This window comes from Paenisporosarcina sp. P4_D4 (assembly GCF_056401835.1).
The window spans coordinates 1-16,293 of record NZ_JBFUIO010000060.1; the positions used below are offsets into that span (position 1 = coordinate 1).

Consider the following 16,293-nt stretch of genomic DNA (forward strand, 5'->3'; position numbering starts at 1 on the left):
GAACTGTCGAAAGAAGAATTTGAAAAGATTTCTCAAGCGGCTTATGAAACCGCCTTACAATATGAACAAACAACAATTCAAACGAAGCTTTCAGCTATTTTTAATGAATTGAATCCACAAACAACTAACGAAAGAGGATTTTAACTTGCTATGAATCAAACTAAATTTCTAATCTATTTTATTGCTTTTCTTGTGCTTCAACCCGTCATTGATGTATTAACAGCTGGGTCCAAACTTTTATTGGGCTCGAATATTACAATAGGAGTCATGCTCCGCTTTGCTTATATGGGAACAATGGGTTTATTTTTATTATGGATGGCCCGCTCGAATAAATTGGCACGCGGCTACATAATATACCTAGTTGGCTTAGCACTAATTATTGGTATTAACATTTTCCTGAATATAAGCGTCAAAGATCCTTATTATCTATTCCAGGAATTAAAGTTCTTCAATAAAGTAGTATATTTCAATATCGTGTTCCTTGGATTCATGATTGTGTATAAACAATTACAAGCACGTGATTGGGATATCGAGAAACATACGACGAAATATATGTGGTTAGCAGGCTTTATTATCGGCGCAGTATTTATCATAGCTCAGCTTACTGGCACGAGTTTATCCAACTATGCACATACCAAAGTTGGTTACTCTGGTTGGTTCTATGCAGGAAACGAAATAGGGGCAATTATGGCGATTATCTTACCGATTCTTGCACTGTATGCAATCGAACGAACAACAAATGCTAAGAAACCGTGGTTCTGGATTCCATTTGTCATGTTGTCACTAGGAATGCTAGCATTAGGAACTAAGGTTGGTTACGGTGGAATACTGGTTGTCCTTTTATCAGTACTGATTGGTAGCATCATCATGTATGTGTTTATGAAGCTTAGAACGCAACAAGTAAAATCAAGTTTAATCATTTCTTTCGGATTAATTGTTTTACTTGCAGCTGCAACACCATTTACACCTGTTTTCGGAAATATGTACGCTCATTTGGACATCTTGAATATTAATTTTGGAGATTCGGATAAAGAACCAGAACTGGATGCCAACGGGGAAGAAATTATCGAAGACGATCCCGAAATAACAAATGAACAACTTCAAAACTTGATTTTCAGTTCACGAGAAAAGTATGAAAAAGAATTCAATGCAGATTTTAATTCTTCACCAATCACACAAAAGTTGTTCGGTATGGGCTTTGCAGGAAACTATGAAGAACCTGAACCAGGAAAAGACTTGAAAATGATTGAAATGGACTTCCATGATTTGTTCTATTCATTTGGATGGATTGGCTTCTTTTATTTAATGGCTCCATTCTTCTGGTATACAGGGAAGTTTTTACTACATTTTGTACGAAATATTAAAACACACTTTACGTATCTATATATTTTATACGGGGTGGCCTTCTTATTGGCAGTGGGGATTGCATATACAGCAGGCCATGTACTGACTGCTCCAGCAGTTTCTATCTATATCGCATCCATTTTAGCGATGTTAAATGTCAGAGAGAAGCTAATAGACCTATAAAAATAGGCTGTTAGACTAGAAAAATCTGAAATTTCCTAAAAAACGACAGTTAATTTGACGTAATCTTTATAAAATAGTTGAAATGTAAATGTAATCTGTTAGAATAAATAGGAGTTTAATTGTAAAACTTTGTCCTTTTACTGCCATTTCTATAAACCTTTCTTCTTGCGCGGAAGATATATATTTACTAGGTAAATAGAAAAAACTGGCGTGAAATTGCAAATCTTGGTACAATTTAAACTGTGAAATATTTTGTAGCGGCTTGTCCGTTATTAAACCACAGACTATACACAAAACAGGAGGAATACTTAACATGGCTTATCAACCAAAGTCGTACAAAAAGTTCGTTGCAACAGCAGCGACAGCAACACTTGTTGCATCTGCAATCGCACCATTAGCTTCGGCTGCATCATTTTCGGACGTTTCAGATCGCTACAAAGAAGCGGTATCTTACCTTGCTGACAAAGGAATCTCTCAAGGTTACCCTAACGGTAAATTCGGTACTGACGATAACATCAAACGTCAAGATGCTGCAGTAATGATTGCTAAAGCACTTGGAGCAACAAAAGATGGGAAATATACTGACGCTGGTTTCACTGACGTACCTAAGGATCTTCAATGGGCTGTAAACTTCCTAGTTGAAAAGAAAATCGTTTCTGGTAAAGCAGCTGGTAAGTTCGGCGCTAACGATTTAACTACACGTGGAGAAATGTCGAAAATCATCGCTAACGCTTACAACTTAGTAGGTGATGCAACAAACAAATTCCCATTCACTGACGTGTCTGACACTTTCAAGCAATACGTTGATGCTTTAAACGAAGCTGGTGTTGCTCAAGGTTTGACAGCAACAAAATTCGGTACTGGTGAAAACGTAACACGCGGTCAATTCGCATTGTTCGTATTCCGTGCAGAAACATCAGCTGCTAATTCTGAGTTAGCTTCTGTTAATGCAATTGGCGTGAAAAAAATTGAAGTTAAATTCAACAAAGCTGTAGATACTACAAAAGCAGCAATTACTGTTGGAAAAGCTACTTCTAATCAAGGAATCTCTAAAGTAACTTTTGCTGAAGATAAAAAATCTGCAGTAATCGAATTAAATAACAAGTTAACTAAAGGAACTTACACAGTTTCTGTTTCTGGTTTAACTGAAACTGCACTAACTAAAGATGTAACAGTTGAAAGCGAAGCAGTTGCAACAGTTAAATTATTATCAGACAAAGCAATCATCGCTGCTGCTAACACTGCTGAAGTAGGTTATGAAATTCAAAACCAATACGGTGAAGCAATGACAACTGCAGCTCCGATTGCAACATCTACTCTTGGAACAGCAGTAGCTTTAAATGGTAAAGTAACAATTACTAAAACTGATATTAAAGCAGGAGAAGCATTTACTCTTACTTTGATTGACAGTGCATCAGCGAAAAGTGTATCTGCACAATTAACTGTTGCTGCAGAAGCAAAAGCTGTTGATGTAACTTTCGGTAGTTTAGTAGACGTTAATAACAAAGTTGTTGAAGCTCTTAAACAAGAAGATAACGCAAAAGATTTCTACGTTTCTGTAGATGTTAAAGATCAATATGGTCGCAAAGTAACTAATGTTGCAGCTTTAAACGCTGACTTACTTGTTACATCTTCAAATGGTGGTGTAGTATCAGCTGGTACATTCGCAGAAGTAACAGATGCGGATGGTAAAAAACATACTACTCTAGCATTAGATGTAAAAGATGCATACGGTGAGTCAATTATCACAGTAGTATCTAAATCTACTGGTAAAGCAGTTACTTACAAAGCGACAGTATTAGAAGCTACAAAAGTAGATGTTGTTAAACTTAACGCTCCTACTGTAGACCTAATTGCTGGCGGAGATAAAGTTTCATTCCCAGTAGAAGCTACAGATAACAAAGGTAACGTAATTACTAAAGCATCTGCTTTAGCTGGTATTACTCCAAGTATCACTGGTGCAACTGCAACTGGAGCTGGTACATTCGTTGAAAAAGATGGAAAAGTATTCTATGAAGTACAATTAGATGGAAATGCTAATACATCAGATCGCACTGCTGTATTAACAGTTACTTCATCAACTGGTAAAGTTGATACTGAAATTGTATCTGTTAAAGCTACTGCAACTCCAAAAACAATCGTTGGTTTGAAATCAACTGTTGAAACAGCAATTTTTGCTGGCGAATCAGTAGATTTAAAATGGACTGACTTCGTAATTCAAGATCAATACGGACGTACAATGACATACGTGGCTGATGCTAACTATGACATCGTTGCTACTTCTAGCAATGCTAATGTAACAGTTACTTCTGCTACGGCTGATGATACTACAAAAGTAACATTAAAAGGTGCTGCAAAAGGTACTTCTTCAGTGACATTAGAATTACAAAAAGCTGGTGTTGCACTTCACACTACAGACGTAACTTTCCGTACTGTAGCACAAAGTGAAATCACTAAGTATGAATTAGCTGATGTTACTCCTTTATATAACGATGTAAACTACGCAAGTGAACTAACTGTAAATGGTTTCACTGCAGATGGTAAAAAACTAGTTATTCCTGCTACTGAATTCAACGTACTAGGCTTACCAACTGGTGTAACATTTGATGGAACTGAGTTAACTACTGATGGAACTTTTGTATGGGGTTCTGATGCTTCAGTAGTTGAAAAAACTGTTAATTTATCAGTTGTTATTAACAACACTGGTGACACACTAGCGAAATCTGTAGTAGTTTCACGTGTAGCACCTTCAGTTTCTACTTTTGAAGTAAAAGAAGATAAAAAAGTAGTTACTGAGTTGAATTTAGCTGTTGCTACAGCTTCAACTGTGAATGCTGATGACTTAGCTGAATTCTTAGTTGTTGCTGACCAATATGGTAAAGCTGCAACAGTTGATGCAACTACAGGGAAAATTGCTTTCGCTGATGTTACTACAACAATAACACCAACATTCACATTCTCTAGCGTAACTAATGCTAGTGGCGGTGCTGCTCCAACACTTACAAATAACGGTAATTCATCTGCTGCAGTAGCTGGTTTAGATACTGGTGATAGCTTGAACGTAACTGTTAAAGCTGGCGGTAAAACTGTTACTGTTAAAGTTAACGTTAAGTAATATCTTAAACTAACATTTTTTAAAGAGGATCATACCAGATATTCTGGTATGATCCTTTTTTATCTTTTTCACGATTTAAGAATGAAAACATCAAAATCTTCAGTAGGCAGCTATAGCATATAGGACTAACAACAAAAGAGTTCAAGTAAGCATTTATATTCATTTAGCAATTATTCTCACAAATAGCCAACAATATGAAATATACTTTACATATATTGCGTACTGAAGGAGCAACTACATGAAAAAATCATTATTAATCTTTTTATTTGTTATCGGAATTGGATTTTCACTTCCACAACTGGTTTCCGCAAATGATACTATGATGCATGGTCAGTTAACTAATGATCAAGTACCATTGTATTCATCAATGGAAATGACAAATGCTGTCTCAACTTTGCAAGGTGCAGGCAACACAGTTCAATACCAGCCGACACAAAATGCTTCAATGTTACGAGTGTCTATTGGTGGAAAAACCTTTTACATGGAAAGTCGATTTTTGGCACCATCCGACAAAGTATTGCCGGACGTTCAAACTGGCACTGAAAGACAAATTAATACAAAAACCAACTTTACTATTTTCGGTGAAAAATCTTCGTCAAGCAATGTGTTAGTTCGTGGGAATTCAGCAGTTTCTTTCACGACAATTGGCTACGAAAATGGATTCTTCAAAGTTTTGGTCGCAGGGAAAGTCGGATATTTCCCGGGGAATGATGCAATCATATCTTTCACAAAACCAGCAATGTCGATTCAAGTCTTAGAAACAAAGCTTCCGTTATATGAAGTACGCAGTGGTGAGCGAATTCAAGTCGGATCCTTAGCGTCTGGTTTTATCATTAATCGTGAGAAAGAAGTTAGTGGTTATCATCAATTTGTCGCAAAAGGGAAGACCTATCAAATTCCTGTAAAGGGCACTTGGCCATCCAGTACAGCTGCAACAATCATACCTGCCGCTAAACCGATGTTTCCTGCGTCCGTACGAGTGGAAAATGAAACTGCTGTCACTAACAGCTCAGGAACTACGATTGGTTATTTAAGTCGAGGAAGTGTGCTGACATTACATAACTTCAGTAAAGATAAAGGCGTAATTGAGTTTCTTGGTTCGGTTGCGTATATTCCTTTGAAAAATGTGACACATTCCAACCTTGTTCAACCAAAGAAAAACATTTCTCACAGAGAAATGTCCTATTGGATGCAAGTAATAGCGGGAATGTACCCGGAGTTCACTAAGTTTGAACTCATCGGGAAGAGTGTAGAAGGACGGGGGATTTACGCTTTAAGAGTAGGAAATGGTAAGAAAGAAATCTTATTTGATGCATCCATGCATGCACGGGAGCACATGACAACCAATGTACTTTTAGAAATGATTGATACTTACTCTCTTCATTACAATAACAAAACAACCTTTGCTGGATATAACGTTAAAACGGTATTGGATCAAACGAGCATTTGGTTCGTTCCAATGATGAATCCTGACGGTGTTACGCTGGTTCAGGGTGGGCAGGGTGCTGTTACAAATGGCGCACTTGCTCGAAAAATCAACGGTTCGAGTAACTTTGCACGTTGGAAAGCGAATGTGCGGGGAGTCGATTTAAACAAAAATTTTGATGCAGGATGGAGCTATATTGATAATAATATTACTAAGCCAAACTGGATGGGTTACCGTGGACCACGTGCGTTTTCTGAACCAGAAGCAGTTGCGTTGAAGCATTTTGTCGAGAAACATAAGTTTATGTCCAATGTCTCTTATCATTCCTCTGGACAAGTCCTGTATTGGTTCAATTTCCAAGCAGGAGCGCAACTGAGCAGGGATGTTCAATATGTGAATCAGCTTAAATCGATTACAGGATATACAATTGTCCCACCTTATTATAGAAAAGGAACAGGATCTTCCGCGGATTGGTTTATTAAAGTGACGAAGATGCCTGGTGTTACAGTGGAGATTGCTCCATACGCTGGAGAGGCGCCTGTTCCACTTGCTTATTGGGATGGCATTTGGAAACAGAATCATAAAGTCGGTTTGCACGCTGCCAATGAAGCTTGGAAACGGAATTAATATAATAATGGAAAGAGGGATATGATGATGAAAAAAGCAATTGCATCCTTGGCACTAGGAGTCTTGTTTGCAAGTTCATTTGTTAATGAAGCCGATGCTAGCGTAAAACATTCAATCTATACCGATTTATCCATGAACAACACTTTTTATGAGGCTGTCTATTCCATGAACATGAAAGAAGTATTGGAAGCAGAATATACGAATGATGGTAAAGTGTTGATTGACGCCGCTGGAATCGTCACTCGTGGGGAAGCAGCATACATGCTGTATATGCTTCTTGGCATGGAGCCGGATATCAACAAGAGCTTCCCAGATGTTAAATCCGACAGTGCCTATTACGAAGCAATTTCCACAATTGCTTCACTAGGGTATGTCAATGGCTATGAAGATGGGACATTCCGTCCTGAAGTTGAATTGACACGTTCTCAAATGACGCGCATCTTGTCAGGAGCTTTCAATTATTCAGTGACAATGAATGCTAAAGTACCTTTTACTGATGTCAATGAACGTTGGGCGCCTTACGTTGATGCGATTTTCCGCAATGGAGTGACCAAAGGTGTAACGGCGACGTCGTTTGCACCGGATAAAAAGTTGACGCGAGGTGAAATGTCAGCTTTCATGTATCGTGCCTTTAAAAAGGTTCCGGGATCTACTTATAATGACTTTGAAGTGATGAATGCCATTAATGAAGCTACTCGCAAAACACGAATTATCATGATTCAAGGTCTTGAAAAATATCATCCGAATCATAAAGCTGCAGATATTAAGGATGATTTGTCAGAGCTAGTGGTGGAGCCATACTTATCACAAGCATTAAAAGGATATGAAGCGTCATGTTATAACTGTGATAACGCAAATGTTATACATGACTTCCAATTTGGATTACCATTCAGAGTCGTTGCGAAAACGGACAATGTCCTAAAAGTGGATGCGACCGTCCCTTCAAATGGGATTAATTCGGGTTACCGTGCCACGATTGAATTAGTACGAAGCGGTGATACTTGGAAAATCAAATCGTACGTCCCACGTACGTTTAAAGAAGATCCACTAAAACTCACAATTGAGCAATCAATTGATTACCTAAAATATGCTATTCCTCTTTACTACCAGGAAGAAGTTGATTCAATTCAACATACAGGAAAAGAACCTCGATTAGGACTGGATTTGTTTAAGGTGAATGGGAAAACAACGTATGTCTTTGATGTAAATACTGGTGAACTAACTGAGTACTATCCTGTTAACTAAATAGAGTATAAAGAGCCTATCTGTGAAAAAGATAGGTTCTTTCTTTTTCTATTAATATTTTGAAGAACTAATATTAATCGATAATAAAGAAGATATGTTAAAGGTCACTTTTGATTTTTCCTTATAAAGAGATATGTAGCAAAACAGCGGAGACTCACGTGGGAAAGCGAGACAGTCGAGACCGAGGCTCGGCGATCGCCCACGGAAAGCGGAGCGGTTTAGCGGAATATCTACAATACCATTTAATATAGCTAATAAAAAATGAGCTTTAAGAATAGGGAAATAGTAGAAAAACTTCATAAAACAGTCACATAGACTTAACATTCCGACATCCTAAATTTGGTATAATGAATTTGTTTCATTATTTCGAATTAAGGGGAGAAATGCATGACAATGTGGAAAAAAGTATCCGCTTCAGCATTAGCAATGTCGTTAGCTGTAAGTGGTTTGGGGATAAGCCAAGAAACGTCTGCTGCAGAAAAAGATGCTACGCGCGGAGAATATGTGAAGGCACTAATTACTGCGATGGGAGTGGAACTGGGAACTGGAAAAACGATTAAATTTGATGACGTTCCAAATGAACTGAAACCGTATATTGAAAAAGCAGTTGAGTTAAAACTAATCAATGGCAAATCTGCAACAAAATTTGATCCAAACGGTACTCTAAATCGTGAACAAGCATTTGTAATTGCGGTTCGTGGTATTGGGACTGATAAGAGTTTTCCGATTAGTAACTTAAAAGAGTTCAAGGATGGCAATAAAATCAGCGGAAGTTTACGTTCTGATCTTTCAAAAGGAGTTGGAATGGGCTTCTTACTTGGATATGCTGACAAAACAGTAAGACCAGGTCACCATGTAAGCAAAGGGGAAATGAGTGCACTCGTGCAACGTTTCCTGAAAGAATACAAGGCATCTGTTGCGAATACGACAGTAGCGCTACGAATTCTTGGAACTTCTGATATCCATACGAATATAGTGAACTATGATTATTACAAAGATACGCCGTCCAACAGCTTGGGTCTTGCAAAGACAGCAACATTAATCAAAAATGCACGTAAAGAAAATGGCAATACTTTGTTATTCGACAATGGAGATTTGATTCAAGGGACTCCACTAGGCTCATTCAAATCATCAGTGGAGCCATTGAAAGACGGGGAAGTTCACCCATCGATAGCGGCTCTTAATTTGTTGGATTATGACGTTGCCACTCTTGGGAACCATGAGTTTAACTATGGTCTTCCATACTTGAATGAAGTGATGGACGATGCTGGCTTCCCTTATGTAAATGCAAACGTGAAAGACGCTAAGACAGGGAAGAATATGTATACTCCGTATGTCATCATTGATAAAAAAGTGAAAGATTCTAAAGGAAAAGAAACGACCATTAAAGTCGGTGTAACTGGAATTGTCCCTCCTGCGATTCTTAAATGGGACAAGTCTCATTTAGAAGGAAAAGTCACTGTAGACGATTCAGTAGATGCTGTAGAAGCACTTATTCCTAAAATGGAAAAAGACGGTGCAGACGTAATTGTCGTTCTGTCCCACTCGGGCATGGGTGACATGGTTCACGAAAAAGGCGAAGAAGATGTGTCATATTTGATGACAAAAGTTGAAGGTGTCGATGCAATCATTACAGGACATGCACATCAAGTTTTCCCTGGGAAAGTTGATGCTTCATTAACTGGCGTGAATGTTGAACAAGGTACAATCAACGGGAAACCTGTAGTAATGTCTGGCAAGTTCGGCAGCCATTTGGGTGTAATCGATTTAACGTTAGCTAAGAAAGGAAACGATTGGACAGTTTCTTCTTCTAAAGCTGAAGTACGTGCGATTGCTAAAGATGAAAGTGATGTAGATACTAAAGTAGTAGAAGCGGTTAAAGTTGCACACGAAGGAACAATTAAATATGTGCGTAAAGCAGTAGGAACAACAACTGCAATTATCCATAGTTACTTCTCACAAGTTCAAGATGATCCATCAATTCAAATTGTAACAAATGCTCAAAAATGGTTTGTTGAAAAAGAATTAGCAGGAACAGCTGACTCCAAGTTGCCTATTCTATCTGCAGGAGCACCATTTAAAGCAGGTACCCGCAGCGATCCAGAATATTACACATATGTACCAAAAGGTGAATTGGCAATCAAGAACGTCGCAGATTTGTACTTATACGACAACACTGTCTCTACTTTAAAACTTACAGGAGCTGACGTGAAAGAATGGCTTGAGATGTCTGCAGGCCAGTTCAACCAAATCGACGCAACAAAAACAGCAGAACAATCTCTGATCAATACTAACTTCCGTTCATACAACTTTGACGTAATTGATGGAGTGACATATGAAATCGATGTAACACAACCAGCAAAATATGATGCTGATGGCAAAGAAATCAATGCCAATGCAACACGTATCAAAAACTTGAAGTATGATGGTAAAGCAATCGATCCTAAACAGGAATTCATCGTTGCTACAAACAACTACCGAGCAAACGGTAATTTCCCGGGCGTACGAAATGCTAAAGAAGTCGAAATATATACTGTTGAAAACCGCCAAGCGGTCATTGACTATATTATCGAAAAGAAAACAATTGATCCTTCTGCTGACGGCAACTGGAAGTTTACAACATTGCCTGCATCAGCTAAAGTAATGTTTGAATCATCTAAAAAAGCGGTTGAAGTTATTCCTACTAGTGGTAATATCAGCTACTTGGGTGAAGGTACAGATGGATTTGGTAAGTACTTATTAAAATAATAACATGCAAAAGCAGTGGCCAAATCGGTCACTGCTTTTTTTATGTTTAATAGTCTGAACATTCTATTATTACAAGATTATCTTAAATTCGACTCATAATGTAACGACATTGTTACACAACTGTAAAATAAAACAGGTATATTTCATGGTAAGATGACTTTAGTTAAGTTTTCAGAAAATTTTTAGCCATGGGCCAAACCGGAGGATTATAATTCATGAAGTTACAGTCTCAGTTCCTTAAAGTTCTTACGATGATTACTTTCGCTATACTATTAATTGTTGCTCCATTAGCAAATGAAGTGGACGCTTCAAGTGGTGTTGATTCAAGCAAGCTTGTATCTGCAGCAAATAATGTTATGGGAACAAAGTATTTACGTGGTGGAACGACAGCAAACGGATTTGATTGCTCAGGATTTATCGGTTATGTTTACAACCAAGTAGGTGTTGATCTTCCAAGAACATCTGCAGGCATGTACTCAACAGGCTCATCAGTTGCTAAGAAAAATCTACAAGCGGGCGATTTGGTTTTCTTCAATACTTCAGGTAAGGGTGTATCTCATGTAGGAGTTTACGTCGGTGGAGGAAAATTCGCTCACTCATCATCTAGCAAAGGTGTTTCAATTGCAAAACTTAACGATCCCTACTACTGGGGTTCAAAATACATTGGCGCTAAGCGTGTTGCAAACGTATCCCAAGTAGCTTCAGCTAAAAAATAAACTTACATTCTCATACGCCTTGTCGTAAATTCAATTTGCGATAAGGCGTTTTTATATGGAATAATATGATGTGAGTCTTCGAAATAGAATCGCGAGAGCAAAGAAGTTTAGAAATGAAGTTAGTTCAAGATTTTTTGATGTAGAAAGGATATGAGAGAATGTCGACTGAGCGTTATGATTATATGGACTGGATGAGAGTTTTCGCCATCTTTTCAGTCGTAGGTATACATGTGGTAGCACAGCTAGTATCAAGTATGGAGATTGGTCACCAAATTTGGTGGTTTGCAAATCTATTGGATTCTGCCTTACGTAACAGTGTCCCGTTATTTTTCATGATCAGTGGGGCACTATTGTTGACGCGCAAACAACAGGAACCGTTAGTCCCTTTTTTCAAGAAGCGGGTTAGTAAGGTTGCAATACCGTTACTGGCGTGGAGTATTATTTACATCGTCTATCGCAAATTCATGTGGTTTGAAGAACATACGTGGAAACAAATGATTAAAATGGTGTTGACGGACTCTGTGTTCTTCCATTTATGGTTTCTATACGTTATTTTGGGTTTATATTTAATGACCCCGTTTTTAAGACAAATAGTCAGTTCCTCTTCTAAACAAATGCTGCAATACTTTATTGGAGTTTGGTTTGTCATGTCAAGCTTGTTTCCATTCGTACCAAAATTCTTCGATTTTGGGCTGGCTTTGTCTGCTGGACTGTTCGGTACGTATATTGGCTACTTTATTTTAGGCGCGTATTTAATCTTATATCCTCTCAAACGGAAATGGTTGCCTTTGCTTGGACTGTTAGCCGTGATCGGGTATGCCGTAACAGCCTATGGCACATATGTTTTGACTCTCCAGAATGACGGGAGATTGGATGGTTTCTTCTATTTGTATATTGCACCGAATACGGTGGTGATTGCTGTTTTCTTATTTGTATTATTTCAGCAGTTTCCGAATGTCTTCAAGCCGAATACTGTTATTCAAAAAATCAGTGCTGCCAGCATGGGAATCTATTTGTTACATCCCATCATCCAGTTATATGGTCGCCGTATAGGGTTTGACGAATATTGGGTTCATCCAGTACTTGCAGTGCCGCTAGTGTGGATTGCTATATTCTTTTCATCATTTATCATCGTGTGGATTCTTCAAAAAATTCCACTCGTTAATAAACTAGTACCATAAAGCATTCAAAACTAAGTGTCAGGTCATTCCGTTTGAATCTCAATCTTCCCGACTGAGAGAGGGAGGGCCTGGCACTATTTGCATGGTGGTATTCATTTCCATATTTTGTTACACTTATAAGAGACTTAAAAAGAGGTGAGCTGTAAAATGTTGAAAAAAACTTTGTTGCTTTTGTCATTGGCAATTGTCGTCCTACTTCCTTTGAACTCGGTTCTTGCGGCTTTTTCAGATGTAAATAATACATATAAACCAGCTGTGGACCATATTGTCAGTAAAGGTTATGCACAGGGAATCAGTGAAACGCAATTCGGTATTTCCAATGAAATCAAACGTATTGATGCAGCAGTCATGATTGCCCGTGTAAATGGTTTTACTCCGGATGGGAATTATCCACAAGCAGGATTCACGGACGTTCCTCAAAATCGTCAATGGGCTGTTAATGCTCTTGCGGCTAACGGAATTATGAATGGTTTATCGACCAAGACTTTCGGAAGTTATCAATCTATGTCACGTGAACAAATGGCGAAGGTCATTGCACTTACATACGATTTAAAGGCTACTTCTATGGATATTCMATTTACTGATGTTCTTTCGACAGTGAAACCTTTTGTAGCAGCTTTGCTTGAAAGTAATATTACGCAAGGGAAAACGGCTACTGAATTTGGTTCTAAAGCAAATATTACACGAGGTGAATTTGCCTTATTCATCTACCGTGCAGAAACTGCTGGGTCACTTACACCCCCAGAAGTAATTTCAGTTGATTAAATTGTAAAATGAAAAATTACCATCTTGTACTAATTCTGAATTGTGATACAATGAAAACGTATTAAAAATCCTGTTTTGTATTTTCATAAACTTAAAAACTTGGTTGATGCGCGAAAAAGAATCCACGGGACTGGTCTCCCGTGGATTCTTTTTCGTTTATGGAAAACAATTACAAATAGACTATTTCTATTTTACTATATTTTAGTATAATTATTAGTAGAATCTAACATTAAGGAGCTGCATCATGTACCTAAAATTTAAAAGAATGCCTGCTTTTCTACTAGCATTCATTCTAGTCTTTTCAAGTTTACCCGTTTCTGCCGCCACGTTATCTCCTGGTATACACCACGAAACTATCTCGACATCAGTGGGAGGTTACCCACAAAAAGTAAACAAACTCTCCATCGATGTCACAAATCCGTATACTAAAATCGAATACGGGGTATCCAATCCAATCAATACACTTAAGACAGTAACTAATTTATCAAAAGAACATACATATCCGAGCCATAATGTAGTTGGTGCAATTAATGCATCTTTTTTCACCTTCGAAAATCGTTATCCTTCATATTTACTGGCAAAAAATGATCAAATCGTTAATTTAGGAAGAGTTTCGACTAATTTTAATGACTATATGTACGTGCCAGCTGCATTTGGTGTGACGGCTGAAAATAAAGCGAAAGTTGGACGTTATTCGTTAGAACGTACGATTGAACATAATGGGTCGTCATTTAAAACGACAGATATGAACCGGGAAAGAGCAAATAACGAATTAATTTTATACACGGAAGGTTTTCGTGAAGAAAAAACCCGTCAAAACCAATATGGAATTGAAGTGGTTGTAACGGGAGTAACAAAAAAAGTAGACTCCCAGTTGAAATTCGGAGAAAAAGTGACCGGTAAAGTATCCGCTATACGTCCGTATGGTCAGTATACTTCTTCGACAATCCCGAAAGATGGTTTTGTTCTATCCGCATCTGGAACATCGAGTGCTAAATTATCATCTATGAAAATAGGAGACGACGTTTCACTGACAGTTGATGTTGATTCTGCATGGAAAGGCTCACAATTCATGTTGGCATCAGGTCCTTTACTCGTACAGGATGGAAAGTCTGCTTTGACAATTGATATCACAGCCGGTCGTGCAACTGAAAGAACTTCCCGTACCGCTGTTGCGACCGATGCCACTGGCAGTCGTGCATATTTCGTAACGGTCGATGGTCGTCAGTCTGGTTACAGCCAAGGTATGACTCTACTTGAATTTTCAAAGTACCTTGTTTCAATCGGTGCTTATAATGCCATCAATTTGGATGGTGGTGGATCGACAGCGATGGTTACTCGACGTTACGGAAATGTATACCCGTCTCTGATTAATCGTCCTTCTGGTGGCTCAGAACGTTCAGTCTCTGCTATTTTGGAAGCAATTAGTACTGCACCTAATGGACAAGCCACTCATGTAAATGTCTCTCAGGATCAAGAGGGAATCGTTGCTGTTGGTGCATCTCTAGGTTTTAAAGTAAATTATGTGTTAGATCAATATTATAATCCTTTAATAGTAGATTCTACGAAACTAGAACTTCAGGAAGTTTCAAATGGAGTAGGGAAGATTGAAAATAATCGCTTCGTCGGAGTGAAAGCAGGAACAGGGCAAATCACCGCAAAATACGATACCGCTACGGTTTCAATTCCTGTTACAGTTACCGATACGATTGAACAATTAGTGGCATCTCCTTCAGAAGTTCGTGTCGGACTTGGAGAATCAGCTAATTTCCAAGTGAATGGAATCAGTAATAATCAAAAAGTTATTTTCAATCCTGCAGCTGTTTCCTGGACGACAACAGGAGGCGTAGGCTCAATCAACGGCACTACTTTCAATGCAGGAAATAGTGAAGCTACGGGTTCAATCACAGGAACATTCGGATCTGCACGTGTGTCGATTCCTGTTACAGTTTCAAATAAATCATTACAAGTCAGTGGATTAGATTCACTCACTGGATTAAAGGCAGAAACCATCCGTTCATCTGCAACCATTGGTTTAGAAAAAACGTTGCAGGCTAAAGAAGGATCCAGTTTCCTTAAGTTGTCTTATGATTTTTCAAGCTTTGCTGAGGGTACCTCCGTATCGTACTTGACTTGGCCGAACGGTTTGTCCATTCCTGCGGCACCTAAGAAAATTGGTGCATGGGTATATGGAGATGGTGCAAATCATTGGTTACGCGCAGCCATTACAGATGCTAATGGTCGCGAAACAGTGATTGACTTTACTCAAGATGGAGGACTTAATTGGGTAGGCTGGAAATACGTTGAAGCAACGATTCCGACTAATGTCCAAAGTCCAGTGAAATTGAACAAGATATATATTGCTGAAACTTCTTCAGCGAAGAAAGGTAAGGGTTCGATTTGGATTGACCAGGTCCAAGCCGTTTATTCAAATCAACCAATTCCTACAAAATCATTTGTTCCTTCTTCGTCAGCGAGAGTCGTGGATACAAATAAACAATTTACGGTGACTTTCAATCAACAAATGAATTCCGCATTTTTCAACACGAAGCATGTTTATGTCGAGGATGAGTTCGGAACTCGCCAAAGTGTAGCCGTCCGTACGGGAAGTGATGCAACTAAAGTTGTCGTCAGTGCACCAACGGGAGGATATGTGAAAGGGAAATCCTATAGATTAGTCGTTACACATTTCGTACCGAATGGAAAAGGTGTCCGAATGGTAAAAGACTCGATAACGGAATTTAAAGTTCAATAAGAAAAGCATGTGAGCGATTGCTCACATGCTTTTTCTATTTAATATGACCCGAGAGATAGATAAATCGCTTTTAAGCGCTCTGAGGCACTCTGACGGTCCATTTAGACATATCAGAATCTTTATTGATGACCATTTCCTTAGGGAACAAGAAGGTCCAGGGTTTAGAAGTATTTGCATTAACCTTAAGT

Annotated in this window: 10 protein-coding genes; 9 read left to right on the forward strand and 1 reads right to left on the reverse strand. The window is 38.4% G+C overall.

The features are described from left to right. Nucleotides 1-150: 150 nt before the first annotated feature. From AC1DSL_RS12430 to AC1DSL_RS12470, 9 genes are all read left to right on the forward strand, one after another. A complete protein-coding gene (locus AC1DSL_RS12430) occupies nucleotides 151-1,527 on the forward strand; it encodes an O-antigen ligase family protein (protein ID WP_477532403.1) in 1,377 nt (458 codons plus the stop codon). 313 nt (nucleotides 1,528-1,840) lie between these two features. Next, on the forward strand, nucleotides 1,841-4,642 hold the full coding sequence (locus tag AC1DSL_RS12435; protein ID WP_477532404.1) for an S-layer homology domain-containing protein: 2,802 nt from the start codon (nucleotides 1,841-1,843) through the stop codon (nucleotides 4,640-4,642). Nucleotides 4,643-4,880: 238 nt separating this feature from the next. Then, nucleotides 4,881-6,695: a M14 family zinc carboxypeptidase gene (locus AC1DSL_RS12440; protein WP_477532405.1), complete on the forward strand. Its 1,815-nt coding sequence runs from the start codon at nucleotides 4,881-4,883 to the stop codon at nucleotides 6,693-6,695. A 27-nt stretch (nucleotides 6,696-6,722) separates the two neighbouring features. Next, complete coding sequence (locus AC1DSL_RS12445) at nucleotides 6,723-7,940, forward strand: S-layer homology domain-containing protein (protein ID WP_477532406.1); 1,218 nt, start codon at nucleotides 6,723-6,725, stop codon at nucleotides 7,938-7,940. Nucleotides 7,941-8,333: 393 nt separating this feature from the next. Continuing rightward, nucleotides 8,334-10,688, forward strand: coding sequence for a bifunctional 2',3'-cyclic-nucleotide 2'-phosphodiesterase/3'-nucleotidase (locus AC1DSL_RS12450; RefSeq protein ID WP_477532410.1), 2,355 nt, complete (start codon nucleotides 8,334-8,336; stop codon nucleotides 10,686-10,688). A 215-nt stretch (nucleotides 10,689-10,903) separates the two neighbouring features. After that, a complete protein-coding gene (locus tag AC1DSL_RS12455) occupies nucleotides 10,904-11,404 on the forward strand; it encodes a C40 family peptidase (protein ID WP_016428081.1) in 501 nt (166 codons plus the stop codon). Nucleotides 11,405-11,562: 158 nt separating this feature from the next. After that, the gene (locus tag AC1DSL_RS12460) at nucleotides 11,563-12,585 is read left to right on the forward strand and encodes an acyltransferase (RefSeq protein ID WP_477532407.1); all 1,023 of its coding nucleotides are present in this window, start codon (nucleotides 11,563-11,565) and stop codon (nucleotides 12,583-12,585) included. A 147-nt stretch (nucleotides 12,586-12,732) separates the two neighbouring features. Next, nucleotides 12,733-13,350 (forward strand): S-layer homology domain-containing protein, encoded by a 618-nt coding sequence (locus tag AC1DSL_RS12465; RefSeq protein ID WP_477532408.1) that lies wholly within the window; start codon nucleotides 12,733-12,735, stop codon nucleotides 13,348-13,350. A gap of 244 nt (nucleotides 13,351-13,594) precedes the next feature. After that, nucleotides 13,595-16,105 carry a phosphodiester glycosidase family protein gene (locus AC1DSL_RS12470; protein ID WP_477532409.1) on the forward strand — a complete coding sequence of 837 codons (2,511 nt, stop codon included), beginning with the start codon at nucleotides 13,595-13,597 and terminating at the stop codon, nucleotides 16,103-16,105. A 70-nt stretch (nucleotides 16,106-16,175) separates the two neighbouring features. Here AC1DSL_RS12470 and AC1DSL_RS12475 read toward each other — a convergent pair. Beyond that, a partial coding sequence (locus AC1DSL_RS12475; protein WP_477532411.1) for an SLAP domain-containing protein occupies nucleotides 16,176-16,293 on the reverse strand: 118 nt, incomplete at its 5' end.